Annotated in this window: 25 protein-coding genes; 13 read left to right on the forward strand and 12 right to left on the reverse strand. The window is 72.3% G+C overall.

The window, feature by feature from the left end:
* Window positions 1–174 precede the first annotated feature (174 nt).
* Window positions 175–456 (forward strand): hypothetical protein, encoded by a 282-nt coding sequence (locus tag BUE41_RS03705; RefSeq protein ID WP_143171953.1) that lies wholly within the window; start codon window positions 175–177, stop codon window positions 454–456.
* Here BUE41_RS03705 and BUE41_RS03710 read toward each other — a convergent pair.
* From BUE41_RS03710 to BUE41_RS03735, 6 genes are all read right to left on the reverse strand, one after another.
* A complete protein-coding gene (locus tag BUE41_RS03710; RefSeq protein ID WP_073455406.1) occupies window positions 453–1,157 on the reverse strand; it encodes a spermine/spermidine synthase domain-containing protein in 705 nt (234 codons plus the stop codon). The two genes, BUE41_RS03705 and BUE41_RS03710, sit on opposite strands and share 4 nt — an antisense overlap.
* A 317-nt stretch (window positions 1,158–1,474) precedes the next feature.
* Window positions 1,475–2,818, reverse strand: coding sequence for a glucosylglycerate hydrolase (gene ggh, locus BUE41_RS03715; protein ID WP_073455407.1), 1,344 nt, complete (start codon window positions 2,816–2,818; stop codon window positions 1,475–1,477).
* Window positions 2,815–3,906, reverse strand: coding sequence for an ABC transporter ATP-binding protein (locus BUE41_RS03720; RefSeq protein ID WP_073455408.1), 1,092 nt, complete (start codon window positions 3,904–3,906; stop codon window positions 2,815–2,817). The genes ggh and BUE41_RS03720 overlap by 4 nt, the downstream gene beginning before the upstream one ends.
* A 6-nt stretch (window positions 3,907–3,912) precedes the next feature.
* Complete coding sequence (locus BUE41_RS03725; protein ID WP_073455409.1) at window positions 3,913–4,806, reverse strand: carbohydrate ABC transporter permease; 894 nt, start codon at window positions 4,804–4,806, stop codon at window positions 3,913–3,915.
* Window positions 4,803–5,672, reverse strand: a complete 870-nt coding sequence (locus BUE41_RS03730) for a carbohydrate ABC transporter permease (RefSeq protein WP_073455410.1) — start codon at window positions 5,670–5,672, stop codon at window positions 4,803–4,805. The genes BUE41_RS03725 and BUE41_RS03730 overlap by 4 nt, the downstream gene beginning before the upstream one ends.
* Complete coding sequence (locus BUE41_RS03735) at window positions 5,672–6,976, reverse strand: extracellular solute-binding protein (RefSeq protein WP_073455411.1); 1,305 nt, start codon at window positions 6,974–6,976, stop codon at window positions 5,672–5,674. The genes BUE41_RS03730 and BUE41_RS03735 overlap by 1 nt, the downstream gene beginning before the upstream one ends.
* 70 nt (window positions 6,977–7,046) lie before the next feature.
* Here BUE41_RS03735 and BUE41_RS03740 point away from each other — a divergent pair, with 70 nt between their 5' ends.
* Window positions 7,047–8,201: an ROK family transcriptional regulator gene (locus BUE41_RS03740; RefSeq protein ID WP_159444850.1), complete on the forward strand. Its 1,155-nt coding sequence runs from the start codon at window positions 7,047–7,049 to the stop codon at window positions 8,199–8,201.
* On the opposite strand, the gene BUE41_RS03745 is transcribed toward BUE41_RS03740, so the two are convergent.
* A complete protein-coding gene (locus BUE41_RS03745) occupies window positions 8,180–8,827 on the reverse strand; it encodes a helix-turn-helix domain-containing protein (RefSeq protein WP_073455413.1) in 648 nt (215 codons plus the stop codon). The genes BUE41_RS03740 and BUE41_RS03745 overlap by 22 nt on opposite strands.
* Window positions 8,828–9,018: 191 nt before the next feature.
* Here BUE41_RS03745 and glnT point away from each other — a divergent pair, with 191 nt between their 5' ends.
* From glnT to BUE41_RS03770, 5 genes are all read left to right on the forward strand, one after another.
* Window positions 9,019–10,383, forward strand: coding sequence for a type III glutamate--ammonia ligase (glnT, locus tag BUE41_RS03750; protein ID WP_084754321.1), 1,365 nt, complete (start codon window positions 9,019–9,021; stop codon window positions 10,381–10,383).
* A 66-nt stretch (window positions 10,384–10,449) separates the two neighbouring features.
* A complete protein-coding gene (locus tag BUE41_RS03755) occupies window positions 10,450–11,367 on the forward strand; it encodes a glutamine amidotransferase (protein WP_073455415.1) in 918 nt (305 codons plus the stop codon).
* Window positions 11,364–12,068 carry a GltB/FmdC/FwdC-like GXGXG domain-containing protein gene (locus BUE41_RS03760; protein ID WP_073455416.1) on the forward strand — a complete coding sequence of 235 codons (705 nt, stop codon included), beginning with the start codon at window positions 11,364–11,366 and terminating at the stop codon, window positions 12,066–12,068. Before BUE41_RS03755 ends, BUE41_RS03760 begins: the two co-directional genes overlap by 4 nt.
* Window positions 12,068–13,384, forward strand: a complete 1,317-nt coding sequence (locus BUE41_RS03765) for an FMN-binding glutamate synthase family protein (protein WP_073455417.1) — start codon at window positions 12,068–12,070, stop codon at window positions 13,382–13,384. Before BUE41_RS03760 ends, BUE41_RS03765 begins: the two co-directional genes overlap by 1 nt.
* Window positions 13,377–14,552 (forward strand): NAD(P)/FAD-dependent oxidoreductase, encoded by a 1,176-nt coding sequence (locus tag BUE41_RS03770; RefSeq protein ID WP_073455418.1) that lies wholly within the window; start codon window positions 13,377–13,379, stop codon window positions 14,550–14,552. The genes BUE41_RS03765 and BUE41_RS03770 overlap by 8 nt, the downstream gene beginning before the upstream one ends.
* A 63-nt stretch (window positions 14,553–14,615) precedes the next feature.
* Here the strand turns inward: BUE41_RS03770 and BUE41_RS03775 are convergent, their stop codons facing one another.
* Window positions 14,616–15,677, reverse strand: a complete 1,062-nt coding sequence (locus BUE41_RS03775; RefSeq protein ID WP_073455419.1) for an alpha/beta fold hydrolase — start codon at window positions 15,675–15,677, stop codon at window positions 14,616–14,618.
* A 168-nt stretch (window positions 15,678–15,845) separates the two neighbouring features.
* On the opposite strand from BUE41_RS03775, the gene BUE41_RS03780 reads away from it, so the two are divergent.
* From BUE41_RS03780 to BUE41_RS03800, 5 genes are all read left to right on the forward strand, one after another.
* Window positions 15,846–17,609: a sigma-54-dependent Fis family transcriptional regulator gene (locus tag BUE41_RS03780; RefSeq protein WP_073455420.1), complete on the forward strand. Its 1,764-nt coding sequence runs from the start codon at window positions 15,846–15,848 to the stop codon at window positions 17,607–17,609.
* A 130-nt stretch (window positions 17,610–17,739) separates the two neighbouring features.
* A complete protein-coding gene (locus BUE41_RS03785; protein WP_073455421.1) occupies window positions 17,740–19,383 on the forward strand; it encodes a flavin-containing monooxygenase in 1,644 nt (547 codons plus the stop codon).
* Window positions 19,384–19,543: 160 nt separating this feature from the next.
* Window positions 19,544–19,750 (forward strand): hypothetical protein, encoded by a 207-nt coding sequence (locus tag BUE41_RS03790; protein WP_143171954.1) that lies wholly within the window; start codon window positions 19,544–19,546, stop codon window positions 19,748–19,750.
* A gap of 43 nt (window positions 19,751–19,793) precedes the next feature.
* A complete protein-coding gene (locus BUE41_RS03795; RefSeq protein ID WP_073455423.1) occupies window positions 19,794–20,795 on the forward strand; it encodes an acetamidase/formamidase family protein in 1,002 nt (333 codons plus the stop codon).
* Window positions 20,795–21,553: an SDR family NAD(P)-dependent oxidoreductase gene (locus BUE41_RS03800; RefSeq protein WP_073455424.1), complete on the forward strand. Its 759-nt coding sequence runs from the start codon at window positions 20,795–20,797 to the stop codon at window positions 21,551–21,553. The genes BUE41_RS03795 and BUE41_RS03800 overlap by 1 nt, the downstream gene beginning before the upstream one ends.
* A gap of 256 nt (window positions 21,554–21,809) precedes the next feature.
* Here the strand turns inward: BUE41_RS03800 and BUE41_RS03805 are convergent, their stop codons facing one another.
* Genes BUE41_RS03805 through BUE41_RS03815 form a run of 3 tightly spaced genes read right to left on the reverse strand, consistent with a single transcriptional unit; the run spans window position 21,810 to window position 24,668 of the window.
* On the reverse strand, window positions 21,810–23,051 hold the full coding sequence (locus BUE41_RS03805) for a VOC family protein (RefSeq protein ID WP_073455425.1): 1,242 nt from the start codon (window positions 23,049–23,051) through the stop codon (window positions 21,810–21,812).
* Complete coding sequence (locus tag BUE41_RS03810) at window positions 23,048–23,575, reverse strand: RNA polymerase sigma factor (protein WP_073455426.1); 528 nt, start codon at window positions 23,573–23,575, stop codon at window positions 23,048–23,050. The genes BUE41_RS03805 and BUE41_RS03810 overlap by 4 nt, the downstream gene beginning before the upstream one ends.
* A 40-nt stretch (window positions 23,576–23,615) precedes the next feature.
* Window positions 23,616–24,668, reverse strand: a complete 1,053-nt coding sequence (locus BUE41_RS03815) for an alpha/beta fold hydrolase (RefSeq protein WP_200803747.1) — start codon at window positions 24,666–24,668, stop codon at window positions 23,616–23,618.
* Between the two features lie 115 nt (window positions 24,669–24,783).
* Here BUE41_RS03815 and BUE41_RS03820 point away from each other — a divergent pair, with 115 nt between their 5' ends.
* Complete coding sequence (locus tag BUE41_RS03820; protein WP_143171955.1) at window positions 24,784–25,137, forward strand: hypothetical protein; 354 nt, start codon at window positions 24,784–24,786, stop codon at window positions 25,135–25,137.
* Window positions 25,138–25,464: 327 nt separating this feature from the next.
* On the opposite strand, the gene BUE41_RS03825 is transcribed toward BUE41_RS03820, so the two are convergent.
* A complete protein-coding gene (locus BUE41_RS03825) occupies window positions 25,465–26,262 on the reverse strand; it encodes a DUF1707 domain-containing protein (protein WP_073455428.1) in 798 nt (265 codons plus the stop codon).
* Window positions 26,263–26,303: the final 41 nt, after the last annotated feature.

Raw genomic sequence — 26,303 nt, forward strand, 5'->3', positions numbered from 1 at the left:
GGGAGTACCGGCCACGTCACACGGATCGGGGCCGTTGCGGGAACCTCTTGCGAACCGTTGCGCGGACCGTTCTGCGAACGTGTGTGTGAACGCTTGTGTGAACGCTGTGCAGCGATCGACGCGCCGGGCGGCGGAGATCGTTGCGCGATCGCCCGCGATGTGCATCATGAGCAGATGCTGTTCAGGGCAGGCAGCTCTCACCTGGGCTTTGTCGCAGGGCGTTACCGCAACGGTGCGTTCAGTGACCGCTACACGGACGTGCTGCGCTGTGCGGAGCGCACCTTCACCGCCTACGCACCGGCGTGTTCGTGCGGCTGGCGCGGACCGCTGTTCCCGGCCACCGACGCCGGGCATCTCCGATGCCGTCGCGTGCTGGTCCACCAGCACCTCGCCCAGGTGACCAAGGAGTGCACACCCCGGCCGCGGCCGGCGCGCCGCCGGGTGGCCGTCGCCTAGGCAGGCACGCTGCCGAGCACGACCACATCCGGCTCGCCGCGCGGCACCGGCACCTCACGCACCTCGACGTCCACGAGCTGTTCGCCCAGCAGCCCCACCAACCCGTCGGCCCGGTGCGCGCTCCAGAACGCCAGCACCCCGCCGGGAGCGAGGACACGCAGCGCCGCCGCGACCCCCGGCGGGTCGTAGAGCCGGGCGTTCGCCGGTACGACGACCCAGTCCGGGCCGTTGTCGACGTCGAGGCAGACCGCGTCGAACTCGCCCGGCTCCGCTTCGGCCAGCACGTCCGCGACGTCGGCGACGTGGACGGTCACCCGCGGATCCGCGAGCGCGTCGCCGTGGTGGACGGCCAGCGGGCCCCGGTTCCAGCGCACCACAGCCGGCTCCACCTCGACGACGTGCACCTCCCGCACCCGCGGCTCGGCCAGAGCAGCGGTCAGCGAGAACCCCACGCCGAGCCCGCCGAGCAGCAACCGCCCGCGCTCCGGCATCCGCGCGGCCGCGGCGGTGACGAGCAGGCGCTCGGACCGGCCGTCGGAGGTGTCCATGAGGAACACCCCGTTCGCGATGATCTCGTGGTGCGGACCGCGGCGGCGGAGGACGAGCTCGCCGTTGGCACCGGGAACTCGCTCGAGTTCATCGGGCCCGGCTGCTTCGTCACCGAGCGCGGTGGTTGCGTCGAAGGGCTGCACCGCGCTCATCCTGCGCCCGTGGGGAGCTGCCGGGAAGCGGGTTTCCCGTCGTGCAGCGGCAGCGGCGGCGTCTTCCTGCAGAGCCTGGGTGGATCACGCCGCGTGCTAACAACACCCCGGTAATCGTCGATGTCACCTGTACCGGTGTCGGGAGGACGCCGGGGTGGGCACGGCAGCGCCCGGCCAGGGCACGGGCGGGCGCTGCCGCTACGCGGTACGGGAGGGTGTACCGCGCTCCTGCTCACTCCCCGTGCACCGCCTCGGCGTTACGTGCGGATTGCGTGTCCCGTCCGAAGTTCCACGAAGTTCCACGATGTGTACCGCCGTCAGGCGGAACCGAGCCATTCCAGCGCCGCAGCAGCCGTCCACGACTGGGCGCGGCTGCCCAGCGGGGCACCGGTGAACGGCTCGTAGTACTCGGCGAAGGTCAGATCGGACAGCTGGTCCAGCGACGCCCCGCGCAGCTCCTTGGCGAGCACGAGATCACCGTCGCGGGTGGCCGCCCAGGCGAACAGCACCATGAGGAACGGCCACACCGGGCCGCGCCAGTACGTGCACGGGCGGAAGTCGGGGCTGGCCGGGGACGTCGACGACGGCAGCGGGTGAGCGAGGCCGGGGTGGCCCATCCAGCGGCGGCCGCGGATGATCCGGCTCTGCCGGGCGAGCAGGTCCGGGAACCCGCCGCTGATGAGCGGGGCGAACCCGGCGATCGTCTCCTTGGCGATCCACTTGCCGGTCAGCACGTCCTGGTCGCGGGCGAGCCCGGTGATCGGGTCGATCGTCGAGGTGACGCCGGCGCGGAACCGGCGGGCCAGCGCGCGCAGCTCCGCGGCCTCGGGCAGCCGGCCCAGCTCCTCACCGATTCCGGCGAGCACATCGCTCGCGGCCGCGAGGATCGCGGAGAAGAACACGTCACGGACGCGGAACGCGGCGATCGGCAGGATCGCGGCGTCGTCGTAGCCGACGGAGCGCTTCTGCTCCAGCAGCCACAGGTAGCGCCGGTACTCGTCGTCGCTGGGCCGCTCGGCCAGATCGGCGACGTGCGCGGTGTCGCGGCGCTCGAACGGCGGCACCGGCCCGGGCACGACCCGTGAGTACGGGCCGTCCCAGCGCGGGGAGTTGTCGAATCCCGACTCCCAGCCGTGGTGGATCTCGACCAGCCCGACCCCCTCGGGATCGCGCGCCGTAGCCAGCCAGCGGTGCCAGGCGAGCCACCGGTCGAACGTCGCCGCCGCGAACTCCTCGGCGATCTGCTGGTCGTGCCCGCCGTTCTCCCGGCCCCGGTCGAGGATGTGCCGCAGCGCGATCGCGTGCACCGGCGGCTGCGTGATGCCGCTGGTCCACACGCCGTCGGGCATCGCGGGGGCACGGCCCCAGCGCTGCGGCCCGGGGAAGTAGTCGCCGCCCTGCGCGGCGAAGCGGATGTGCGGGATCATCCCGGTGCGCCACTGGGCCCCGAGGAGGGTGTCCAGTTCGGTCACCGCGCGGGGCACGTCGATGCGGGCGAGCCCGATCGCGACGAACGCAGCGTCCCAGCTCCACTGGTGCGGGTAGAGATCGGGGGCGGCGGCGGTCATCCCGCCGAGGTCGTTGCGGCGCAGGACGTCGATGGCAGCGCTGCGGATCTGGGCGTCGGTGACGGTGGCCGGGGCGGACGGTGCGGAGCTCATGGTTCGAGTGCCAACTGCGTTTCTGCGTCGTAGTAGCGGAGCGCGTCCGGCGCCAGGTCGAGCCGGACGGTGTCACCGGGGCGGGCCCGGAACGTGGGTGGGGCCGAGACCTTGAGGACGGCCGGGCCGGGGCCGGCGCCGACGCTGGTGGTCAGCAGGACCGCGGACCCGGTGGGTTCGACGACGTCGACGCGGGCCTCGATCCCGTTGGTGCCGTCGGTGTCGTTGATGCCGCTGATGCCGATGTGCTCGGCGCGCACGCCCACCACCAGGTCGCCGGAGTGGCCCTGCAGGTGGGCGGGTGCGGGCCGGGCGTGGCCGGCGACCGACAGCTGCCCGTCGTGCACGGTGGCGGGCAGGAAGTTCATCGGGGGCGAGCCGAGGAAGCCGCCGACAAACGTGTCGGCCGGCCGGTCGTAGACCTCGAGCGGATCGCCGAGCTGCACGATCCGCCCCGTGCGCATCACCGCCACCCGGTCGCCGAGGGAGAGCGCCTCGCCCTGGTCGTGCGTGACGTAGACGGTGGTGGTGCCCAGGTCCTGCACGATCTTCTTCAGCTCGGCGCGGAACGACAGCCGCAGCAGCGCGTCGAGGTTGGACAGCGGCTCGTCCATGAGCAGCACGTCGGCGTCCATGACGATGGCGCGCGCGACCGCCACGCGCTGGCGCTGGCCGCCGGAGAGCTTGGCCGGGTAGCGGTCCAGGTACGGGGTGAGCTGCAGCAGCTCCGCCGCCCACGCGACCTTCTGCGCGATCTGGGCGGCCGGGACCTTGCGCATGGCCAGGCCGAAGCCGATGTTGGCGCGCACCGTGCGGTGCGGGAACACCGCGTACGACTGGAACACCATCGACAGGTTCCGGTCCTGCGGTGCCCGGTAGGTGACGTCCTCGCCGCCGATGGTGATCTTCCCGGCGTCCGGGAACTCCAGCCCGGCCAGCATGCGCAGCAGCGTGGTCTTGCCGCAGCCGGACGGGCCGAGCAGTACCACGAACTCGCCGTCGGCCACGTCGAGGGACACGTCGTCGGTGGCCCGTTCGGTGCCGCCCGGGTACGTCTTGACCAGGCCCTCCATGCGGATCTCAGCCATGCCCCATCACCTGATCGTCGTCCCCCACATGTTGGTCAGCCAGCGGCGCATCACCGCGATGAACAGCAGCGCCGGCACCACCAGCGCGAACCCGCCGGCGAACCGGTAGGCCAGCGGCGACTCGTTCAGCGACGTGAGCACCTGGGCGGGCAGCGTGCGGCGGTTGAGCGTGAGGATCGAGGCGCCCAGCACCTCGTTCCAGCTCAGCACGAACGTGAAGATCGACGCGGCGGCGATGCCGGGCAGCGCCATCGGTGCGACGACGTGCCGGAACGCCTGCGCCGGCGTGCAACCGAACACCCGCGCGGCCTCCTCCACGTCGACCGGCACCGACACGAACACGCTCGCGGTGATGAGGATCGTGGTGGGCAGCGCGAGCGCACCGTGCAGCAGGATCACCGCGTAGGTGGTGTCGTAGATCCCGGCGGACAGGAACAGCTGCGCCAGCGGCACCGACAGCACGACGATCGGCAGAGCCCGGGTGAACAGCAGGAACAGCTGGTAGGAGTCCTTGCCGCGGAACGCGTAGCGGGCCAGCGCGTACGCGGCGGGCACGCCGACGACGGTGGAGAGCACCAGCGCCCCGAACCCGACGATGAGCGAGTTGCCCAGCGACGCGAGGATCCCGGTGGAGGCGAGGAACCGGCCGATCGTCTCGGTGGACAGATCGGTGGGCAGGAGCGACAGCGGGAACCGGTCGAGCGCCGAACGCGACGTGAACGCGGCCAGCGCCACCAGGTAGAGCGGCAGGGCCATGAACAGCGTGACGGCGATGCAGCCGAGCTGGATCAGCGCGCGGTTGCGCCGGTGGCGGCGCAGCGGGGCGCGGTCGACGTCGGCCGGGCCGCTCGCGGTGGGCTCGGTGCCGGCCGGGACGCCGGTGTCGAGGGACTTCGTCATGTCTGCGCCTGTCGGAGGGTGCGCAGGTAGATCACCGAGGTGAGCATCGACAGCAGGAGCACGACGAGCGCCAGCGCGGCGGCGACGTTCTCGTTCTGCAGGATCGTGTACCAGCGGTAGGTCTCCCCGACCAGCAGCGGGAAGTTCTGCCCGGTGAGCGCCTGGGCCACCGCGAAGGTCTGGAACGCCAGGATCGTGCGCAGGATCAGCGCCACCTGCAGGCTCGGCCGCAGCAGCGGCAGCAGGACGTGCCGCAGCCGCTGCCACGGGCCGGCTCCGAACACCGCGGCCGCCTCCTCGTAGTCCTTCGGGATGCCCTGCAGTCCAGCCACGACGATCACGAGCACCAGTGCCGTGGCCCGCCACAGCTCGGCGACCAGCACCGCGACGAACAGCGACACCGGGTTGTCGAACGCCAGCCACGGGACGGGGGTCAGGCCCAGCCCGGCCAGCACGGAGTTGAGGTAGCCGCGGTCGGTGAGCACCGCGAGCCACACCAGCCCGGCCGCCAGGTCGGAGACGGCGAGCGGGATCGCCCACACGTAGAAGTAGAGGCCGCCGAACCGCGGGTTCGTCCGCAGCAGCAGCGCCATCGCGAGCGCCAGCGCGAACTGCAGGGGGATCAGCACCACGATCAGCAGCAGGGTGTTGCGGACCGACGGCCAGAAGTACGGGTCGGCGACCATGCGCTCGACGTGGGCGAGGGTGAACCCCTCCGGCCCGGCGAAGGCCTGCACGATGCCCGCGATCATCGGCCAGCCGAACAGCAGCGCCATGAGCAGCACCGACGGCCCGACCAGCCACACCACTGACGGGATCCGGGACGGGGCCGACCCCGTCGCCCGCCCTGCCGTCGGCCCGGGCATCAGCCCACCTCGCAGACCGCGTTCGGGGGATCGGGTGCCCAGCACGGAACGTTCAACTCGGCCAGCAGCCCGGACAGCACCCGCGCCTGGGCGTCGACGACCTGGCGCGCCGGCCGGCCGTCGAGGCAGATCTGGGTGAAGCAGTCCTTGAACACCTGCGAGACCTGCCCGTCGTGGGCGCCGACCCCGACCGGCGGCAGCGCCAGCACGGCGTCGTCGGCGCTGTTCTGCGCCTTGACCGCTCGCGCCTCCAGCGCGACGCCGGCGGGCAGGTCGGCGGGCAGCTCGATCGAGGTGACCGGGAAGAACGCGTTGTTGCGCAGGGTCTCGATCTGCATCGGGGCGCTGGCCATGCCGCGGACCGCGATCTCGGCCTTCTCCCGCTCCGGCCCACCGACCGGCAGCCCCACGCCGGCCACGATCAGCATGTAGCCCAGCCCCTTCGGTCCGCGCGGCGCCGGCACCATCAGCCAGTCGGCGGGCCGGTCGCCGACGGCGCCGATCAGCCGGGCCACGTGGTCCCACGCGACCAGCACCTCGCCGCGGGCCAGTGGTTCCTGCATGAACGCGTAGTTGGTGGACGCCGGGGCGGTCACCTGCCACAGCTCGCGCAGGTACTCCCACGCGCCGACCGCGTCGGCGGAGGTGAACGCGGTGATCTGGCCGCCGGTGAAGCTGGGCAGCAGGTAGCCCTGGTGGAAGCGGTGGTGCAGCCCGCGGGGCCCAGCGGGCAGGCCGAAGATCGGTGCGCCGTTCCCGGCGGCGCCTGCCTGCATCCAGCGCAGGAACCCGTCGTAGTCGAGTGCCTCGGGATCGACGCCCGGCGGCAGCCACTCCAGCGCCCGCTGGTGGACGGCGAGCACGTAGGTGGCCTGCATCCACGGCACGTACTTGGCCGCGCCGCCGCCGAACCGGGCCAGCTGCACGAGCTCCGGGGCGAACCCGGCGGGGGCCAGATCGGCCAGCAGGCTCTCGACGTCCGCCAGGTGCTCGGCGATCGGGGCCAGGTCGCCGTGCAGCCCGCCGACCATGCCGACCTGCACCTGCCCGGCCGCGGTCTGGCTGTCGATCGTGGTGCGGAAGACCCCGGCGTCGACCGGGTTGTAGGCCACCGGGACCGGCAGCCGGCTGAGCACCTGCTCGTAGCGCTGACGCTCTTCGACCGGCGCGAACTGCGTGGAGAGGAAGCCGACGGTGCCGGGGGAGGCCGCGCCGCTGGTGTCGAAGCCGGCGCACGCCGCCAGCAGTGGGGTGGTGAGCAGACCGCCGAGGAACGCGCGCCGTGTGGGCTGTGTTACGCGCATGTTTCCTCGCGATGTCGTCCGATGGACCCTTCTGTTCACTATGAAGACAAAAGGGGTTACCGTCAACCACGTGCGGGTGACGAGCCACGGCGGCTTGCTCGCGTTGGTGCGCGAGCACGGCGGGCTCTCGCGCCAGCAGATGCTCGAGATGACCGGTATGTCCCGCGGCACGCTCGTCTCCCGGCTGGAGGCGCTGACCCGGCTCGGCTACGTCTACGAGGCCGAGGCGCTCGCCCCGACCGGCGGGCGGCCCGCGCGGCGGGTGCGGTTCGACGACCGCGGCCGCGTGGTGCTCGCCGCCGATCTCGGGCAGACGCACGCCCGCGTCGCCGTGCTCGACCTCGCGGGCAACGAACTGCGCAGCCGCTCCGCCGAGATCCGCATCGCCGATCCCGGAGTGCTCGACGCCGTCCTCGACACCGGTGCGGAGCTGCTGGCCGCCGGTCGGGGGGAACGGCTCGTCGGTGTCGGGGTCGGTGTGCCGTCGGCCGTCGATCCCGTGACCGGCCGGGTCGTGCACCCCACGACGATCCCCGGCTGGCCGCCCGACGCGGTCCTGGTCGCCGTGCGCCGCCGCTGGGCGGTGCCGGTCGTCGTGGAGAACGACGCCCGGGCCGGCGCGGTGGGGGAGAGCGCCGGACCCGGCGAGACGCTCGTCTACGTCAAGCTGTCGATGGGCATCGGCTGCGGCATCGTCGTCGGCGGCGAGGTGCTGCGCGGTGCGGCCGGTCTCGCCGGCGACATCGGGCACGTGCGCGTCGGGCCGCAGTCCGGCCCCCGCTCCGGACCGCAGTGCCGCTGCGGCCGGCGCGGCTGCCTGGCCGCCTACTCGTCGGGCCGGGCGCTGCTTCAGCGGCTCGGCGGCACGCTCACCGACCTGGTGACCGCGGCTCACCGCGGCGACCGGGAGGTCGCCGCGGCGCTGGCCGAGGCCGCCGACGTGCTGGGTGCCGCCCTCGCCGCGACCGTCACGACGGTCAACCCGCACCGGCTCGTCCTCGGCGGCGCGCTCGGGCCGCTCCCGCTCGTGGTGGACCGGGTGCGCGCCCGTATCCACGACACGGTCGCTGAGCGCGCCCGGCCGCAGGTGACGGGCGGGGTGCTGGGCCCGGTGGCGACGGTGACCGGGCTGGCCCGGCTCGTCGTCGCGGCCGTGTACGCGCCGGAGGCGGTGGACGCGACGGTGGCGGAGGCCGCGAAGGACTACTCGCGGAACTCCCCGTAGGCCACGACCGACAAGAACCGGATCGGCAGCTCCACCAGCTCCCGCGGTCCGTGCGGGCCTTCCCCGTCGAGCTGCAGCGCGTCCCCCGGGCGCATGCGGTAGCTGGAGTCGCCGTGGCCGTAGACCATCTCGCCCTCCAGCATGTAGAGCAGCTCGGTCCCCGGGTGCTGGAAGAGCGGGAACTCCTCGCTGCGCTCGCTCAGCGTGACGAGGTGGGCCTCCATGCGCTTGTGGGGGCCGCGGAGCGCGCCGAGCAGCGTGTAGTCGTGGCCGACCCGGGTGCCCCTGGCGACGATGCGCGCGCCCTGCCCAGCCGGGGTGAACACGGCTTCGCGGGGGATGTCGGCGTCGCGGAAGAGCGAGGTGACCGGCACGTCGAGGCAGTCGGCGAGGGTGGCCAGCGTCGTCAGGCTGCAGGACGTCTGCGCGTTCTCGATCTTCGAGAGCATCGGCTTGGAGATGCCGGTGAGCATCGCGAGATCGGCCAGTGACATCCCGGCCGCCAGGCGGAGCCTGCGGACCTGCGCGCCGATCGCCCGCTCCAGCCGGCCCGCCGTGGGCGCCGCGTTGGCGACCTCGCGCGCGGCGGGGCCGTGGTCGGCGGGCGAGTCGTTCACGGCGGACATCCTCCCAGGGTAGATCGGCTGCCGAGGCTGGATCTCGCACCGGGACGAGCCGCGCGTCAGGCAACCCATCCGTAACAGAGCTTCACGCACTTCTCACACTGAAGTATCGTCCAGGGAGATACCGTTTCCTGTCGAGACACGCATGGTTCGACTGGATGCGCTCATGCGCCACACGCAAGGAGCCAGCAGGTATGTCCCTCGACTTGTCGCCCAGCCCCGTCGCCGCTTCGCGTCCGGCCGACCTCAAGGCCCGCGCCCAGGAGGACGGCGTCCGCTTCCTCCTCGCCTTGTTCGTCGACCTCAACGGCAAGCCGTGCGCGAAGCTCGTGCCCGTCGAAGCCGCGGCTGAGCTGCAGCACGAGGGTGTCGGGTTCGCCGGGTACGCGGTCGGTGCGATCGGCCAGCAGCCCAGCGATCCCGACCTGATCGCCATCCCCGATCCCGACAGCTACACCCCGCTGCCCTGGGTCCGGCCCGATCTCGCGCTGGTGCACTGCGATCCGCACGTCGACGGCAGACCGTGGCCGTTCGCACCGCGCGTGATCCTCAAGGCCGCGATCGAGAAGGCGGCCGAGCAGGGATTGGAGCTGTTCGCGGGCGCCGAGGTCGAGTACTTCCTGGTCTCCCGCGCCCCCGACGGCACGCTCACCCCGGCCGACGCCCGCGACGTCGAGCCCCGCCCCTGCTACGACGCCCGTGGCCTGACCCGCATGTACGACCACCTGACGGGCGTCTCCGCGGCGATGAACGCGCTGGGCTGGGGCAACTACGCCAACGACCACGAGGACGCCAACGGCCAGTTCGAGCAGAACTTCACCTTCGCCGACGCACTGACCACGGCCGATCGCGTGATCACCGCCCGCTACCTGATCTCGGTGCTGGCCGAGCAGCGCGGCATGATCGCGACCTTCATGCCGAAGCCGTTCGCCGACCGCACCGGCTCCGGCATGCACCTGCACCTGTCGCTGTGGAGCGACGGCGCCGCCCGCTTCCCCGCGAACGGCGACGGCCCGGACGACTGGGGCTTCGGGCTGTCCCGGCTGGCCTACGAGTTCCTCGGCGGCGTGCTCGACCACGCGCCCGGCCTGCAGGCGGTGCTGGCTCCGACCGTCAACTCCTACAAGCGCACGGGCGCCACCTCGACCCGCTCCGGCGCGACCTGGTCGCCGCACCGGGCCACCTACGGCGGCAACGACCGCACCCACTTCGTGCGCATCCCCGACCACAACCGGATCGAGCTGCGCGGCGGCGACGGGTCCGCCAACCCGTACCTCGCGCTCGCCGCGACGCTCACCGCGGGCCTCGACGGGATCGCCCGCGGCATCGACCCGGGCGCGCCCGGCAACGGCGCGGACGCCGTCCGCCGCCCCGACCTGCCGCCCACCCTGCTGCACGCCATCGACGCGTTCGTCGCCGACCCGGTCGTCACCGGGGCGCTCGACGCAGCGGGCCCGGGAGTGGCGGAGTACTTCGCCGCGCTCAAGCGCGAGGAGTTCCTGGAGTGGCACAGCACGGTCGGCCCGTGGGAGCACGACCGCTACCTCACCGCCTTCTGAGGCTCTTCCGAGGCGGACCCTACCTCGTCCTCCGTCCCGTCTTCGTCACCGAGAGGAGAACGGCCCGTGTGCGGGATCGTCGGGCTCCACCTGCGTGATCCCGAGCTGTACCCACGGCTCGGTGCGCTGCTGGAGACCATGTTGTGCCAGATGGGCGACCGCGGCCCCGATTCGGCGGGGGTCGCGGTCTACGGGGACCACCGCCGGGTGCCGCCCGGCCACTCAGCGGTCTCCCTGCTGCCCGGCGACACCCCGGTCGACGAGCTGGCCGCCGCACTGCGGGCCGTGCTCCCCGGTGAGCCCGAGCTGGTCGTCACCGAGGCCGGAGTCACCACCGTGGTCGCCGCCCCCGTCGATCGTGACGCGCTCGTCACGGCCGCGCGGACGGCGCTCCCGACGGCGCGGGTGATCGGCTTCGGCGACGATCTGGCCGTCTACAAGGGCATCGGCCACCCGAAGACCCTCGCCGGCGTCTACGACCTGGCGAACGCCCAGGGCTGGCAGGGCCTCGGCCACACCCGGATGGCCACCGAGTCGGCGGTCAACCCGGAGGGCTGCCACCCGTTCTCCGTCGGGCCGGACCAGTGCTTGGTGCACAACGGGTCGTTCGCCAACCACGCCACGATCCGCCGCGAGCTGCAGGCCGCGGGCCACGTGTTCGACTCGGAGAACGACACCGAGGTCGGTGCCCGGTTCGTCGCCGACCGCCTGATGCAGGGCGAGGACCTGGAGAAGGCGCTGCGCCTGCTGTGCGAACGCTTCGACGGGTTCTACACGCTGCTCGTGACGAGCGCCGACGGGTTCGCCGTCGTGCGCGACGCCATCGCCTGCAAGCCCGCGATCATCGCCGAGACCGACCGCTGGGTCGCGATGGCGTCGGAGTTCCGGGCGCTGGCCGAGCTGCCCGGCATCGAGGACGCCCGGCTGTTCGAGCCGGAGCCCGAGCGGGTCTACGTGTGGACCCGGGAAGGAGGCCGCCTGTGACCGCCACCGTCGACCCGGGCACGGCGCCGGACACGGCCACGGTGTTCGACCTGGCGAAGCAGACCGTGCGCGCGCTGAACGCGGAGCTGCACGAGCCGACCGCGCGCCGCTACACCGTGCTCAACCCGCAGGGCGCGCACGCCGTCGCGGCCGGGGTGGCCACCGACTTGACGATCGACGTCCACGGCCACGTCGGCTACTACGCGGCCGGCATGAACGACGGCGGCCGGATCACCATCCACGGCAACGCCGGCACCGGCGTCGCGGAGAACATGATGGCCGGCCTCGTCCGGGTGACCGGGGACGCGTCGCAGTCGGCCGGCGCGACCGCGCACGGCGGGCTGCTGGTGATCGAGGGCTCCGCGTCGATGCGCTGCGGCATCTCGATGAAAGGCGTGGACATCGTCGTCGGCGGCGACATCGGCCCGATGTCGGCGTTCATGGCGCAAGCCGGCCGGCTCGTCGTCCTCGGCGACGCCGGCGCGAGCCTCGGCGACTCCATCTACGAGGCCCGCATCTACGTCCGCGGCAAGGTCGAGTCCCTCGGTGCCGACTGCATCGAGAAGGAGATGCGGCCCGAACACGCCGCGGAACTGGCCGAGCTGCTGGCGGCGGCGGACATGGTGGCCGATCCGGCCGATTTCCGCCGCTACGGCTCGGCGCGGCGCCTCTACCACTTCACGGCGGGGAACGAGTACTGATGATCGATCCGGCTCTTCGGGAATCGGCCACGTTCGACCGTCCGACGATCGCGGCCATCCAGCGCGCCGCCGAGACGGGCGTGTACGACATCCGCGGCTGGGGCGCCAAGCGCCCGCTCCCGCACTTCGACGACCTGCTCTTCCTGGGCGCCTCGATGTCCCGCTACCCGCTGGAGGGCTACCGGGAGCGCTGCGACACCGACGTGGTCCTCGGCACCCGGTACGCGAAGTACCCGCTGCACCTGGACATCCCCGTGACGATCGCCGGTATGTCGTTCGGGGCGCTGTCCGCGCAGGCCAAGGAGGCGCTCGGGCGCGGTGCGTCGGAGGTCGGCACCTCCACCACCACCGGCGACGGCGGCATGACGCCCGAGGAGCGCGGCCAGTCGAAGTACCTCGTCTACCAGTACCTGCCGTCGCGGTACGGGATGAACCCGACCGACCTGCGCAAGGCCGACGCGATCGAGGTCGTGCTCGGCCAGGGCGCCAAGCCCGGCGGCGGCGGGATGCTGCTCGGGCAGAAGATCTCCGAGCGGGTCGCCGAGATGCGCACGCTGCCGCCGGGAATCGACCAGCGCTCCGCCTGCCGGCACCCCGACTGGACCGGGCCGGACGACCTCGCGATCAAGATCCTGGAGCTGCGCGAGATCACCGACTGGGAGAAGCCGATCTACGTCAAGGTCGGCGCCTCGCGCACCTACTACGACGTGAAGCTCGCCGTCGCCGCCGGCGCGGACGTGGTGGTCGTCGACGGGATGCAGGGCGGTACGGCCGCCACCCAGGAGGTGTTCATCGAGCACGTCGGCATCCCGACGCTCGCCGCGATCCCGCAGGCCGTCCAGGCGCTGCAGGAGATGGGCGTGCACCGCGAGGTGCAGCTGATCGTCTCGGGCGGTATCCGCACCGGCGCCGACGTCGCCAAGGCGCTGGCCCTCGGCGCGGACGCCGTCGCGATCGGCACCGCTGCGCTCATCGCGCTCGGCGACAACGATCCCCGCTACGACGAGCAGTACCGCGAGCTCGGCTCGGCCGCCGGGTTCTACGACGATTTCCAGGACGGACGCGATCCGGCCGGCATCACCACGCAGGACCCGGAGCTCGCTGCCCGGCTCGATCCCGTCGAGGGCGGCCGGCGGCTCGCGAACTACCTGCGCGTCCTGACGATGGAGGCGCAGACGATCGCCCGCGCCTGCGGCAAGGCGCACGTGCAGCACCTCGAACCGGAGGACCTGGTCGCCGTGACCATCGAGGCCGCCGCGATGGCCCGCGTGCCGCTCGCCGGCACCTCGTGGATCCCGGGGGTGACCGGTGCCTGAGACGACCGACGTGGTGATCGTGGGCGGTGGTCTCGAGGGCTGCGCCACCGCCTGGGCGCTCACCCGCCGCGGCGTCACCGACGTGACCGTGCTGGAGCGCCGCACCGTGGGGTCCGGCGGCACCGGCAAGTCGTCGGGCATCGTGCGCTGCCACTACGGGGTGGCCTCGTTGGCCGCGATGGCCACCCAGGCGCTGGAGTTCTTCGAGGAGCACGGCGCGGAGATCGGCTTCCGGCAGGCCGGCTACGTCGTCGGGGTCGGGCCGGAGAACGTCGAGGCCCTGCGCAAGTCGATGGCGGCCCAGCGCGCCGTCGGGGTGCGCACGGAGGACATCGACCGCGCCGAGGTCGCGGAGATGCTGCCGGCCGCCGACCTGTCGCCGTTCGCGGCGTTCGCGTGGGAGGAGCGCGGCGGCTACGGCGACGCCTACCAGACCGCGCAGAAGTTCGCCGCCCTCGCCCGCGCGGGCGGTGCGCGCATCCGGCAGAGCACGCCGGTCGCCGAGGTCCTCGTCGACAGCGGCCGCGCGATCGGGGTGCAGCTGGCCGACGGCTCCACGATCTCGGCCGGCACCGTGGTGGTCGCCGCTGGGCCGTGGTCGGTGGGTCTCCTCGCCCCGCACGGCATCGATCTGCCGATCACCGTGCACCGCGAGCAGATCGTGCTCATCGACCCCGGCGAGGACCTCGGCGACGCGCCGGTGCTCTCCGATCTCGTGTCGCTGCAGTACGTCCGCCCGGAGAGCGGCGGGCAGCTGCTGTTCGGCAACTCCGACCTGTCGCAGCTGCACGAGGCAGATCCCGACGACTACTCCGACCAGGCCGAGCCGGATTTCATCGAGCTGGCCGTCGAGAAGGTCGCCGCGCGCTTCCCCGGCTGGTCGAACGCCTCGATCACCTCCACGTACGCCGGCTGCTACGACGTCACGCCCGATTTCAACCCGGTCATCTCCCGGACCCAGATCGGGTCGCTGGTCGTCGCGGCCGGGTTCAGCGGCCACGGCTTCAAGATCTCCCCGTCGGTGGGGGAGCTGGTCGCCGATCTCGTGGTCGACGGGCGCAGCAGCTTGCCGCACGTGCCGGAGTCGGACTTCCGCCTGAGCCGGTTCGCGGAAGGAGACCTGCTACTCAGCCCGCATCCGTACGCGGGGGCCGGGCAGATGCGCTGAGGCTGATCACGGCGCGGGCCCGCCGCGGAGGTGCGGCGGGCCCGTTCTCGTGGCGGGAGTCGATCAGACCGGGCTCTCGAACAGCTCGGTCAGGTGCTGGTCGATCTGCGGCATGTAGGTGGGGGAGACGGCGAACAGGCCCAGGTGGCCGAGGACGTCGTCGATCACCCGCAGCTCGGCGTTCTTGATCTTCGCCGCCTCGGCGGCGCAGTCGCGGACGGGGAAGAACATGTCCTCGCTGATCGGCATCACGAACGTCTTCGCGGTGATGCGGCCGAGCGCGGCGTCGAGGTCCCCGCCGGTGTGCCGCGCGACGTCGCCGCGCTGCCACTTCCACGCCATGCACAGCAGGTCGTTGGGGTCCATGGCGGTGAAGTACGGCTCCAGGAAGCCCTCCAGGAACGCCTCCTTCGAGGTGAACTCCAGTGCCCGCCACACCTCCTGCTTCCAGAACTCCGTGGAGAAGCCCATGATCGCCCAGATGCGCGCGTGGCGCTTGAGGCCCTCGACGACGTCGGCGTTGGAGGTGTACTCGCCGCCTGCGAACCCGGGATCGGAGGTGATGGCCTCGACGAGCACTTCGGTGAACAGGAAGTCGTGCGGGGTGTTCTGCGCGGTGCCGGCGATCGGGGCCGCCCGTTCCACCTTCTCCGGGAAGCGCACGGCCCACTCGTAGGTCTGCTGGGCGCCCATCGACCCGCCGACGACGGCGTGCAGCTTCTCGATCCCGAAGTGCTCGCGCAGCAGCCGCTCCTGCGCCACGACGTCGTCACCGATGCGCACGTGCGGGAACCGCGACATCGCGATCCCGGCGTTGGGGCCGGTGGCGTTGTGCGGCGAGGTGGACAGGCCGGACCCGATCTGGTCGACGACGACGATGAAGTACTTGTCCGGGTTCAGCGCGTGGTCGGGACCGATGTAGTTCTCCCGCCAGACCTGGTGGGTTCCGGAGTACCAGGTGGGGATGAGGATCGCGTTGTCCTTGGCCTCGTTGAGCGTGCCGAAGGTGGCGACGGCGAGCTCGCAGTCCGGGATCGACCCCCCTTCCTCCAGGTCGAGGCGCCCGATGGACACCAGGTCGTACTCGCCGTGGAACTCGTGCGAGTAGTACGGGTTGTCGATCATGTGCGCTCCTCGTCGTCGGGATGGTTCGGGTGTTGAAAGCCGGCGCTTCGTGCGACGCTCGTCACTGTCGGGGGTGTCCCACCTCGGCGACGTGTCCTCTTTTGGGACACACTGCGTGACCGGCCCGTGACTGACGATGACGTGGGAAACACGAGGAGGTGTTGCCCGATGGCCGAGCTCCCGGACCGGCAGCTGATGCTCGCTTCCGCCCGTGCGCAGCTGCTGGAGGGCGCCACCCGCATCGACTGTCCCGGGGTTCCCGATCTCGTCGTCGCGTCCTGGCGGCGCAGCGTGTCGCGTGGCGTCTCACCGAACGAGCTGAAGAGCACCTACCACCCCGATCTCGACGTCGAGTGCCGCCTCGTCCGGTGCGCCAAGCCCGTCGTGGAGCAGCTCGTCGAGCAGATCGCCGACGTCCCGGCGTGCGTCGTGCTCACCGACGATCGCGCCCGGATCCTCGTCCGTCGCGAGAGCAGCCGCTGGATCAGCCGGGTCTTCGACCGCGTGTACTTCGCCGAGGGCTTCGGCTACGCCGAGGACACCGTCGGCACCAACGGCGTCGGCACCGTGCTGGAGTTCGGTGAGTCGGTGCAGATCGTCGGGGCCGAGCACTTCGTGGACAACCTGCAGACGTTCGCCTGCGCCGGCGCGCCGGTGCGCGACCCGATCACCGGCCGGATCCAGGGCGTGCTCGACATCAGCTGCCTGCGCGACCACTCCACGCCGCTCATGCACTCGTTGGTGCGCACCGCCGCGCAGAGCATCGAGCGCAACCTGCTGCACGACCGCAGCCAGGCCCAGCAGGCGCTGTTCGACGCCTACGCGCGGGTGGAGTCGCGCACCCGGGAGGCCGTCGTCGCGGTCGGGCCGCGGGTCGTGATCGCCAACAACGCGATGCAGACCCTGCTCGTGCCGGGTGACCAGGAGGCGCTGCACGACCACATCCGGTTCGCCACCCAGCGGCACAGCACCGTCGACGACGCGGTGGAGCTGCCGTCCGGGGCACGGATCCGGCTGCGCGGGTCGACGGTCGCGTGCGGGCACGACGTCGCCGGGATGATCGGCGTGGTCACGCTGCTGTCCGACCAGGAGGCCGCACCCGCGCTGCCGCTGCCGGATCCGCCGCGCCGGGAACGAGCGGAGAGCAGCTCGCCCGCGGTGCGCTCGGCGCAGGCGACGGCGGCACGGGCGCTCGAGGCGGGGGAACCGGTCCTGGTCATCGGCGAGCCCGGCAGCGGCCGGTGCAGCCTGCTGGCCGATCTCGCGACCGACCGGCGGCCGGGGCTGACCGTGACCCGGATCGAGGCCCGGACCGTGCAGATCGAGCCGCGCGAGGTGGCCCGCAGGCTCGTCGCACCCGCCCGGGACACCGTGCACGTGCTGTGCGACATCGACGAGATCGGGGACCGGGCCGCGCAGGCACTCGTGGACGCGGTGAGCGTGCAGGACGGTGTGCCAGGGCTGCTCGGCGGGACGACGAGCGCCGCAGGCGGCGGCGACCGGCAGCGGTTGCTGACGCTGTTCCGCCAGTCGGTGACGGTGCCGCCGCTGCGCCACCGCACCGCCGACCTGCCGGTGCTGGTCCGCTCGATCCTCGCCGAGCTGGCGCCGCACCGCGAGCTGCGGCTGTCCACCGATGCCTCGCGCGTGCTGGGCCGCTACCGCTGGCCGGGCAACATCCGCGAGCTGCACGAGGTACTGGCCACCGCGGTGGCGCGCCGTCCGGTCGGGGTGATCACCGCGGAGGACCTGCCCGCGTACTGCCAGAGCGTGCCGCGCAGCGCGCTGCGGCAGGTCGACCAGGTGGAGCGCGACGTCATCGTCGAGGCACTGCGGCGGGCGGGCGGCAACCGGAAGGCGGCGGCGAAGGCGCTCGGGCTCGCCCGCTCGACGCTCTACCGCAAGATCCGCCAATACGGGATCACCGACTGACGGAACTGATCATCTTTCTCATCGCATCTCTCCTGTGCGCTTTCCGTGTCCGGGATTGGGACACGTTCTCCCTGTGAGACACCGCACACGATGTCGTCGTTCGTGACGCAGGACACGAAAGGCGAACCCGATGACGTCAGCGACCGATACCGCAGCTGCCAGCGCCCGTCCCGAACCGGACCTCGTGCTCGACGCCGTCGTGCTCGGGGCCGGGGTGGCCGGGCTCTACCAGCTGTACCAGCTGCGTGAGGAAGGTCTGCGCGTGCGCGCCTTCGAAGCGGGCTCCGACGTGGGCGGGACCTGGTACTGGAACCGCTACCCCGGCGCCCGCTTCGACTCGGAGGCCTACATCTACCAGTACCTGTTCTCCGAGGAGCTCTACAAAGGCTGGAGCTGGAGCGAGAAGTTCCCGGGCCAGCCGGAGATCGAGCAGTGGCTGCACTACGTCGCCGACAAGCTCGATCTCCGCAAGGACATCCAGTTCTCCACGCGGATCGAGAGCGCGCACTTCGACGAGGATCGCAACCGCTGGACGATCCGCACGAACACCGGCCAGACGATCGACACGCAGTTCTTCATCACCTGCGGCGGCATGCTGTCCGCGCCGCTGGAGCGCACGTTCGAGGGGCAGGAGACGTTCCGCGGCACGCTCGTGCACACCTCGCGCTGGCCGAAGGAGGGCGTCGAGCTGGCCGGCCGCCGCGTCGGCGTCGTCGGCATCGGGGCGACCGGCATCCAGGTGATCCAGACGATCGCCGAGGAGGTCGGGCACCTGACCGTGTTCGCCCGCACCCCGCAGTACGTGCTGCCGATGAAGAACCCGAAGTACGGCCCGGCCGAGCAGGCCTGGTACAAGAGCCGCTTCGAGGAGCTGCGGCAGACCCTGCCGCACACGTTCACCGGCTTCGAGTACGACTTCGAGCACGCCTGGGCGGAGTGCACGCCCGCGCAGCGGCAGGAGATCCTCGAGGAGATCTACGAGGACGGCTCGCTGAAGCTGTGGCTGGCCGGGTTCGGGGAGATGTTCTTCGACGAGGAGGTCAGCGAGGCGGTTTCGGAGTTCGTCCGCGACAAGATGCGCAAGCGGCTCAAGGACCCGTACCTGATCGACGTGCTCGTCCCGACCGACTACGGGTTCGGCACCCACCGGGTCCCGCTGGAGCGCGGCTACCTGGAGGTCTACCACCGCGAGAACGTCGAGCTGGTCAGCGTGCGGAACAACCCGATCGCGCGGATCCGGCCGGAGGGCATCGAGCTGGCCGACGGCACCGTCCACGAGCTGGACGTGATCATCCTGGCCACCGGTTTCGACGCCGGCACCGGCGCGCTCACCCGCATCGACATCCGGGGTCGCGGTGGGCGCTCGCTCGCCGAGGACTGGGGTCGCGACATCCGCACGACCATGGGCCTCGCGGTGCACGGTTACCCGAACATGCTCACCACGGCCGTTCCGCTGGCCCCGTCCGCGGCGCTGTGCAACATGACGACCTGCCTGCAGCAGCAGACCGAGTGGATCACCGACCTGATCCGGTACATGCGGGCCAACGGCAAGACGGTCGTCGAGCCCACGGCCGAGGGCGAACAGGAGTGGGTGGACCACCACGAGGAGATCGCCTCGGCGACCCTCGTGCCCAAGACGCACTCCTGGTACATGGGCTCGAACGTGCCGGGCAAGCCGCGGCGGCTCCTGTCGTACATCGGCGGGGTCGGGCAGTACCGGCAGAAGTGCGACGAGGAGGCCGCGGCAGGATACCCGAAGTTCGCGATGAGCTGATCGACTGATCGCCTGGAGTAGACACCATTGGCCCCGTCGGGGTGGCTGAACGCCGTCCCGGCGGGGCCCTCGTGTACGCCGGGTCGCCGAACGGTCACTCGAGCGAGTGGGCAGAATCGTCGGTGTCCCGTGCTTCCCTCGTCGGCAGGAGGTGGTCGACATGGCGTTCGTCCGCGGACACGCCCGGGCCACGGGATGGGTCAAGGCGCACATCCGTGCACCCAACCGCGCGGTGGACGGGCAACTGGCGCTGCTGCCGGCGCTGCTGCCGCCGCTCGACGAGCGGATCCCGCGGCAGCTCACCCTGGAGCACGTGCGGGCGCACCGCAAGCGCCGCAGACGGCGCGCACCTGCAGGTTCCTCCTGAGTGAGGCTTGCCACACGGGGGTGAGCACGCGACGATCACGCCGGTGGACGTCGTCGAGTTCCGCCCAACCCCCGAGCAGTACGCGTGGACGTTCGGTGGGGTCGCCCCGACCCACCGGATCAAGCCCGGCACGGTCCTGAAGCTGTGGACGGAGGACGCGTTCTCCGGCCGCATCACCAGCACCACGGACCGGCCCAGCGCCGTTCTCAACATGGCCGAGGTCAACCCGCAGACCGGGCCGTTCTACGTCGAGGGCGCCGAACCCGGCGACACCCTCGCGCTGCACATCGTGGACCTCACCCCAGCGCGGGACTGGGGTGCGTCCACCACGATCCCGTTCTTCGGCGGGCTCACCGGCACCGACCGCACCGCGCTGCTCAACGAGCCGCTGCCCGAGCAGACCTGGATCTACCAGGTCGACCGGGCGGCCGGCACCGTCCGGTTCGAGGCGCAGCGCGGCTCGCTGGTGATCGATCTGCCGCTCGCACCGATGCTCGGCACCGTCGGGGTCGCCCCGCCCGGGCGGGAGGTGCGCACGAGCCTCGTGCCGGACACGTTCGGCGGCAACATGGACACCCCCGAGATGAAGCCCGGGACGACCTGCTACCTGGGCGTCAACGTCGAGGGTGCGCTGTTCTCCGTCGGCGACGGGCACTACCGGCAGGGTGAGGGGGAGAGCTGCGGGACCGCCGTCGAGGGCGCCATGGACGTCACCCTGATCGTCGAGCTGATCAAGGGCGGAGCGCCGCCGTGGCCACGGCTGGAGCACGACGACCACTACGCCGTCGTCGGCTCGGCGCGTCCGCTGGAGGACGCGTGGCGGGCCAGCCAGGTCGGCATGATCGGCTGGCTGGGGGAGCTGTACGGGCTGGCCGAGCTCGACGCCTACCAGCTGCTCACGCAGGCGAGCAAGGCGCCGCTCGCCAACGTCGTCGACGTCAACTACAGCGCGCTGACCCTGCTGGAGAAGTCACTGCTGCCGGCGGCGTCGGCCTACGACGGGATGCACGCGCACCTGCGCTCGATCGCGAAGGGACTTTCCTGATGGACCTGGGACTCACCGGCAAGGTCGCGCTCGTCACCGGCGGCACGAAGGGCATCGGGCGGGCGATCGTCGAGGGGCTGCTCGCGGAGGGCGCCCGGGTGGCGTTCTGCGCGCGGACCGCGGCCGACGTGGAGAAGGCCGAGCAGGAGCTGTCCGCGAGCGGTGAGGTGGCCGGCACCGCGCTCGACGTGGGCGACGGCGCCGCGCTGGCGAACTGGGTGGCGGCGTCGGCCGAGCGGTTCGGCGGGATCGACGTCGTCGTCGCCAACGTCAGCGCGCTCGCCATCGGCCCCGGCGAACAGAACTGGAAGGCCAGCTTCGAAGTCGACCTCATGCACACGGTGCGGCTGGTCGAGGCGGCGATGCCGCACCTGGAGCGCAGCTCGTCCCCGTCGATCATCGCCGTGTCGAGCGTCTCCGGGCGGGAGATCGACTTCGCCGACGGCTCGTACGGGGTGATGAAGGCGGCGATCATCCACTACATCTCCGGCCTCGCCTACGACCTCGCCCCGAAGGGGATCCGGGCCAACGTCGTCTCGCCGGGGAACACGTACTTCGACGGCGGGGTGTGGCAGAACATCGAGCAGAACAACCCCGAGCTGTTCGCCACCGCGATGGGCCTCAACCCCACCGGCCGCATGGGCACTCCGGAGGAGACGGCCTACGCCGTGGTCATGCTCGCCAGCCCACGGGCGTCCCGGATCAGCGGGACCAACCTCGTCGTCGACGGGGCGCTGACCAAGGGCGTGCAGCTGTAGCCCGGGCCGGCGCGGGGTTGGCGGCGAGTCGTGGTCGTCGTGACGGCGAGCCGGGGAGATCCTGACGGCGAGTCGTCTGTTCGGGCCGGGCGCTCAACCCCGATCGGAGCCGGCTGAACGGGACGGTGAGCCTGCGTTCGAGGCCAGGGCGCCATGGCTGAACCCGGTCTCGAACGCGCGATTCGCCGGGACGAACCGCTGGACTCGCTGGGCCGAACGCGAGACTCGTGGGCGAGGCGCGGGACTCGCTCATGGCTCAGGCCGTGGTGAGGCCGAAGGCGAGGCCCTGGTCGTCGACGCACTCCGCGCCGGTCTCCCGCAGCGCCTCCACCTGGCCACCCGCTGCCACGACCGCGGCCGTGGCCGCCTCCAGGTCGACGACGAGGAACCGCGGCACCACCGTCGCCACCGGGCCCTCGGTGATCGCGCTCGCGGGCCGCAGCGGGGCGTCGCCGCGGTGGGCCCGCCACCCACCGGACCCCGGGCGGTGGTGCACGCCCAGCGCCGCGGAGTAGAACGCGCGCGCCCTGATCGGATCGGGCGCCCGCAGCTCGACGGACGTGATCGCGCCCGGTGCCGGCCCCGCGGCCGGGTCGCCCACCGCCTCGTTCACCGCGAACGGGACGCCCTGGTCGTCCACGCAGTCCGCGAGCAGCCCGTACGGGGTCCGGGCCGGCTCCTGCGCCGTCCCGCCCGCGGCCCGCACCGCCGCGACCGCGGTCGCCACGTCGGGCACGGCGTAGCAGCAGAACAGCGTCGGCCTGCCCGCGGCCGACCAGATCCCCAGGTGCGACGGCAGGTTGGCGACCCGGATACCGGCCCCGTCGTGATCGCGCTGCGTCGCCCAGCCCAGCACGGCCCCGAAGAACCGGGCGGCGCGCTCGGCGTCGGGCACCCGCAGCGACGCGTGGGTGAGATCGCCCGCCTCGAGCACCGGTTCCGCCTGCACGATCATGATGCGGTTGCCGGAGTCGTCCAGCACGACCCCGCCGCGCCCGTACGGCTCGGGACCGACGGGCCGCTCGACCGTCGCACCGGCGGCGAGCGCACGGGAGAACGCGGCGTCGGCGTCGGGCACCTCGATCCGCACCGAGCCGGTCGGCCCGCCGCGTTCGGCAGGCGACAGGAGGTCGATCTCGGGGTTCGAATCGGCGATCATCAGCACACTGTCGCCGATCACCACCTCGACGTGGGCGATCCGCCCGTCCTCGCGCAGGTGCTCCGGCCCCTGCGGCACCGCCCTGAACGCCGCGACGTAGAACGCGACGGCGGCCCGCGAGTCGCGGACCCGCAGGTACGGCGTCAGCGTGCGCGGCCGCACGGTCGAGCTGGGCAGGACGTCCGGGACGGCCCTCGTCGGCACGGCTGTGGTCATGGCGGTCTCCGATCCGGGTTCGAGCACCGCGCGCTCCAGCCGGGCGCGCAGCGCGGCGGCGAACGCCGGATCGGGGTCGACGGGCACGATCGGTGCGCGCAGCTCGTCGAACGGGCTGGTCATGCGAGCCCTCCGATCCGGCGGTACTCCCGGCGGAACGCCGCGCGGGAGCGGGCGAGCAGCGACTCGGTCGCCGGCACCGTCCGACGCAGCAGCCGCGCCACCTCCCCGACGCCGAGACCGTCGAGGTAGCGCAGGGTCAGCGCGGCCCGGTGCAGGCTGTCGAGCTGGGCGAGCACGTCGCGGGCGACGAGCGCGTCGATGCGGTTCTCCCACGGGTCGTCGTCGGCGCCCGGCTCCTGCGCGACCGCCGCCAGCCCCCGGTGCTCGCGCTCCGCGGCCCGCCAGTGGTCGACGAGCTTGTGCCGGGCGATCCCGACCAGCCACGCCGTGCTCGGCACGGGCGGGGGGACCCGGCGGCAGGCGGTGACGGCGGCGAGGAGCGTCTCCGCCGTCAACTCCTCCGCGAGGGACACCCGCCCGCACCGGGCCAGCAGGTAGCCGTAGACCTGCGGCAGCGCCTCGTCGTACAGGTCGAGCAGTGCCAGCTCGGCCCGTACGGGTCGGACGTTCTCCCCGCCGCTCACAGCCCTTCATCGCGCGGGCCGGACCGGCTCCGTCGCGGGTTCACCCGATCGTCGCGAGGAAGTCGGTGAAGACCGAGAGCCACTCGTCGCGCTTCTCGATGTGCGGGCTGTGCCCGGCGCCCTCGATGATCGCGGTCCGGACGGTGCCGCCGGCCGCGGCGTAGCGGTCGAGCACCTCGCGGATCTGCGTGACCATCGGCTGCGGCGGGAACACCTCGGGTCCGGGCCACCCGTCGATCGCCCCGGACGCCCCGATGGCCCCGATCTCCAGCGGCGATCCGTCAGCGACGACGATGTCCGCGCTGCCGTGCGTCCACAGCACGGGCGGCTTCGGGTCCAGATCGACGATGCGCGTCCACGAGCAGTACTTGGGCGAGAGCGCGTTGAGCACACCCGTCTTGCCGGGTGCGCTGCCCGGCCAGTTCGGCGACGGAACGCTGTCGCCGGGGTAGCCGCCCGGCCCGATCATCGTCTTGAGCACCTCGCGGACCAGCAGGTCCTCCCGCTCCTGCGGTTCGCGGTGGCCGGGTGCGAAGTAGAAGGCGTTGATCACGTTGCGGATCGAGAACGGGCTGTCGGCCGAGTCGTCGCCCGCGGCCAGCCGGGACACCACCTCCGGGTTGGCGGTGCCGCCGCCGGACCCTGCGCAGTCGTCGTACACCGGCGTGCCGTCGGCGTGCACCCCGCCGTAGCCGTACGGGGACACCGGGTCGAGCAGCGTCAGCGACGCCACCGGGTGCTCCGCCGCGTAGTCGACGATCGCGGCCCCGCCGGTCGACCAGCCGACCAGGTGCGGCGGCGCGGTCACGCCGAGGGCGGTCAGCAGTGCGTGCACGTCGTCGGCCCAGTCGGCCAGGCCCCGGGTAGCGTCCAGCGGCGCGTGCTCGCTGTCGCCGAATCCGCGCATGTCCGGCGCGATCACCCGGTACGTCCTGGGCAGCCCGGCCATCACGCGCTCGAAGAACCGCGCCGTCGACAGGTTGCCGTGCACGAGCACGATCGGCGCGCCGTCGTCCGGGCCCGACTCGAGCACGTGCATCCGGATGCGGTCCGTGTCGACCATCTGGGCGCGGATCCCCGGCAACAGCTCCATGCGCCGCACCCTATGGCCGCGAGGGCGCGTCCGTCCGGGTGAATCAGTGGATCGAGGCTGGACCACCGGCGCTCTTCCGCAGTGCGGTGCCCGGGTATCGATGCGAAGGGCGCGCATGGGTGACGACGGTGCGGCGGCACGGCTCGTGCGGGCCGCAGCGGGGGAGGCGTCCTGGAACGCCCTCGTGGAGACGTTCACGGGCATGCGCTGGGGATCGCGCGCAGCTTCCGGCTCGACGCGTCCGACGCGGTCCGGACGACCTGGCTGCTCCTGGTGGCGAACTCGCCCGCATCGAGGATCGGCGGCGGCTGCCCGGCTGGCGCGCCACCACCGTGCGCCGCGCCGCGAGTGCCTGCGCGCCCTGCGCCGCGCGGGCCGCGAGACCCCGGTGGAGGAGGACTGGGCGTACGACCGCGCCGCCGACCTCCCGTCGGCGCTGATGGCGCGACAACGCGACGCCGCGCTGTGATGGGCCCTGGGTTCCCTCGGGGGAGCGCTGCCGGCAGCAGCTGCGGGTGCTGATGTCGACGCCCCCGCCGCGCTACGCAACTGTGTCGGCGGCGCTGGACATGCCGGTGGGCAGCATCGGCGCCAGCCGCGTCGGGTGCCCGAGCTGCGCGGCCTGATCGAGGCGGCCCCGCGGCCGTCCGCGATCACGGTCGAACGCGGGAGCGCTGACCCGATCACGGTGCCCGTGGACGTGGAGGGCTGGTTCGCGGTGGCGGGCCTGCCCGCCGCTCCGGTCCGGTTCCGCTCGGCCGCGATCGCCACGCCCTGGGTCGTGCCCCGACGCGGCTCAGCCCTGGACCGGCCACTCCTGCAGGACCCGCCCGCTCAGGTCCGCGAACAGGTGCCCCGACTGCTTGTAGTCGTTGCTCGCGTACACGATCATCACGTCCGGCCCGACCGTCGGGAACCCGAACACGACGTACCGCGAGGTCGCGTCGCGGACCTTCAGCCGCCGCGGCGCCTCGTCGAGCAGGGCGCGCAGAGCCGCGTGATCGACTGCTGCGAGATCGACGAGCGGATCGTCGAGCTTGCGGTTGCCGGTGAGATCGCCGAAGTTCCGCTCCGGGTAGAGGGTGGCGCGGGTGTGCCGCGGATCGTCGGGTTCGAGCACCTCGACGCGGGCGTAGTCGGGGTAGACGGAGGCGTCGACGACCGCGGTGCCGCCGTGCTCCTCCCGCAGCCACGTGAGGAAGTCCTGCCAGCCCTCCTCGGTGAACAGCGAGCCGTTCGCGGCAGCCGCAGGGCCGCCGACGGCGCTGCGCGGGCCGCTCTCGGCGCACGAGTACCCGACGATCCCGAGGAGGCACAGGACGACCAGGCCCACGGCGTAGGCCCGCCAGATCCGGTGCGGCTTGGCCATCGGCACCGGGGCGGGCGGCGGTGCGGCGTCCGGGTCGGGCTGCAGGTCCGCCGTGAGCTGGGCCAGCTCGGCGAGGGTCCGCGCGGTCATCGCGGCCGCGACCCGTTCGCGGTGCTCGACGGCGTCGAGCTGGCCGTCGACGAACGCGGTGTCGAGCCGGGCGCACGTCGCCGCGCGGTCGGCGTCGCGGGCGCGCACCGGGCGCCCGGGGAACCCGGCCATCATCGCCGTGGCACCTCATGTCTGGAGTGGACGAGTCGGGCGGC

The organism is Pseudonocardia thermophila (genome assembly GCF_900142365.1).
Lineage (GTDB): Bacteria > Actinomycetota > Actinomycetes > Mycobacteriales > Pseudonocardiaceae > Pseudonocardia > Pseudonocardia thermophila.

Coding starts and splice junctions, on each gene's coding strand:
- BUE41_RS03705 (WP_143171953.1), top strand. CDS start 175: ATGCTGTTCAGGGCAGGCAGCTCTCACCTGGGCTTTGTCGCAGGGCGT.
- BUE41_RS03710 (WP_073455406.1), bottom strand. CDS start 1,157: ATGAGCGCGGTGCAGCCCTTCGACGCAACCACCGCGCTCGGTGACGAA.
- ggh (WP_073455407.1), bottom strand. CDS start 2,818: ATGAGCTCCGCACCGTCCGCCCCGGCCACCGTCACCGACGCCCAGATC.
- BUE41_RS03720 (WP_073455408.1), bottom strand. CDS start 3,906: ATGGCTGAGATCCGCATGGAGGGCCTGGTCAAGACGTACCCGGGCGGC.
- BUE41_RS03725 (WP_073455409.1), bottom strand. CDS start 4,806: ATGACGAAGTCCCTCGACACCGGCGTCCCGGCCGGCACCGAGCCCACC.
- BUE41_RS03730 (WP_073455410.1), bottom strand. CDS start 5,672: ATGCCCGGGCCGACGGCAGGGCGGGCGACGGGGTCGGCCCCGTCCCGG.
- BUE41_RS03735 (WP_073455411.1), bottom strand. CDS start 6,976: ATGCGCGTAACACAGCCCACACGGCGCGCGTTCCTCGGCGGTCTGCTC.
- BUE41_RS03745 (WP_073455413.1), bottom strand. CDS start 8,827: ATGTCCGCCGTGAACGACTCGCCCGCCGACCACGGCCCCGCCGCGCGC.
- glnT (WP_084754321.1), top strand. CDS start 9,019: ATGTCCCTCGACTTGTCGCCCAGCCCCGTCGCCGCTTCGCGTCCGGCC.
- BUE41_RS03765 (WP_073455417.1), top strand. CDS start 12,068: ATGATCGATCCGGCTCTTCGGGAATCGGCCACGTTCGACCGTCCGACG.
- BUE41_RS03775 (WP_073455419.1), bottom strand. CDS start 15,677: ATGATCGACAACCCGTACTACTCGCACGAGTTCCACGGCGAGTACGAC.
- BUE41_RS03780 (WP_073455420.1), top strand. CDS start 15,846: ATGGCCGAGCTCCCGGACCGGCAGCTGATGCTCGCTTCCGCCCGTGCG.
- BUE41_RS03785 (WP_073455421.1), top strand. CDS start 17,740: ATGACGTCAGCGACCGATACCGCAGCTGCCAGCGCCCGTCCCGAACCG.
- BUE41_RS03790 (WP_143171954.1), top strand. CDS start 19,544: ATGGCGTTCGTCCGCGGACACGCCCGGGCCACGGGATGGGTCAAGGCG.
- BUE41_RS03800 (WP_073455424.1), top strand. CDS start 20,795: ATGGACCTGGGACTCACCGGCAAGGTCGCGCTCGTCACCGGCGGCACG.
- BUE41_RS03805 (WP_073455425.1), bottom strand. CDS start 23,051: ATGACCAGCCCGTTCGACGAGCTGCGCGCACCGATCGTGCCCGTCGAC.
- BUE41_RS03815 (WP_200803747.1), bottom strand. CDS start 24,668: ATGGAGCTGTTGCCGGGGATCCGCGCCCAGATGGTCGACACGGACCGC.
- BUE41_RS03820 (WP_143171955.1), top strand. CDS start 24,784: ATGGGTGACGACGGTGCGGCGGCACGGCTCGTGCGGGCCGCAGCGGGG.
- BUE41_RS03825 (WP_073455428.1), bottom strand. CDS start 26,262: ATGATGGCCGGGTTCCCCGGGCGCCCGGTGCGCGCCCGCGACGCCGAC.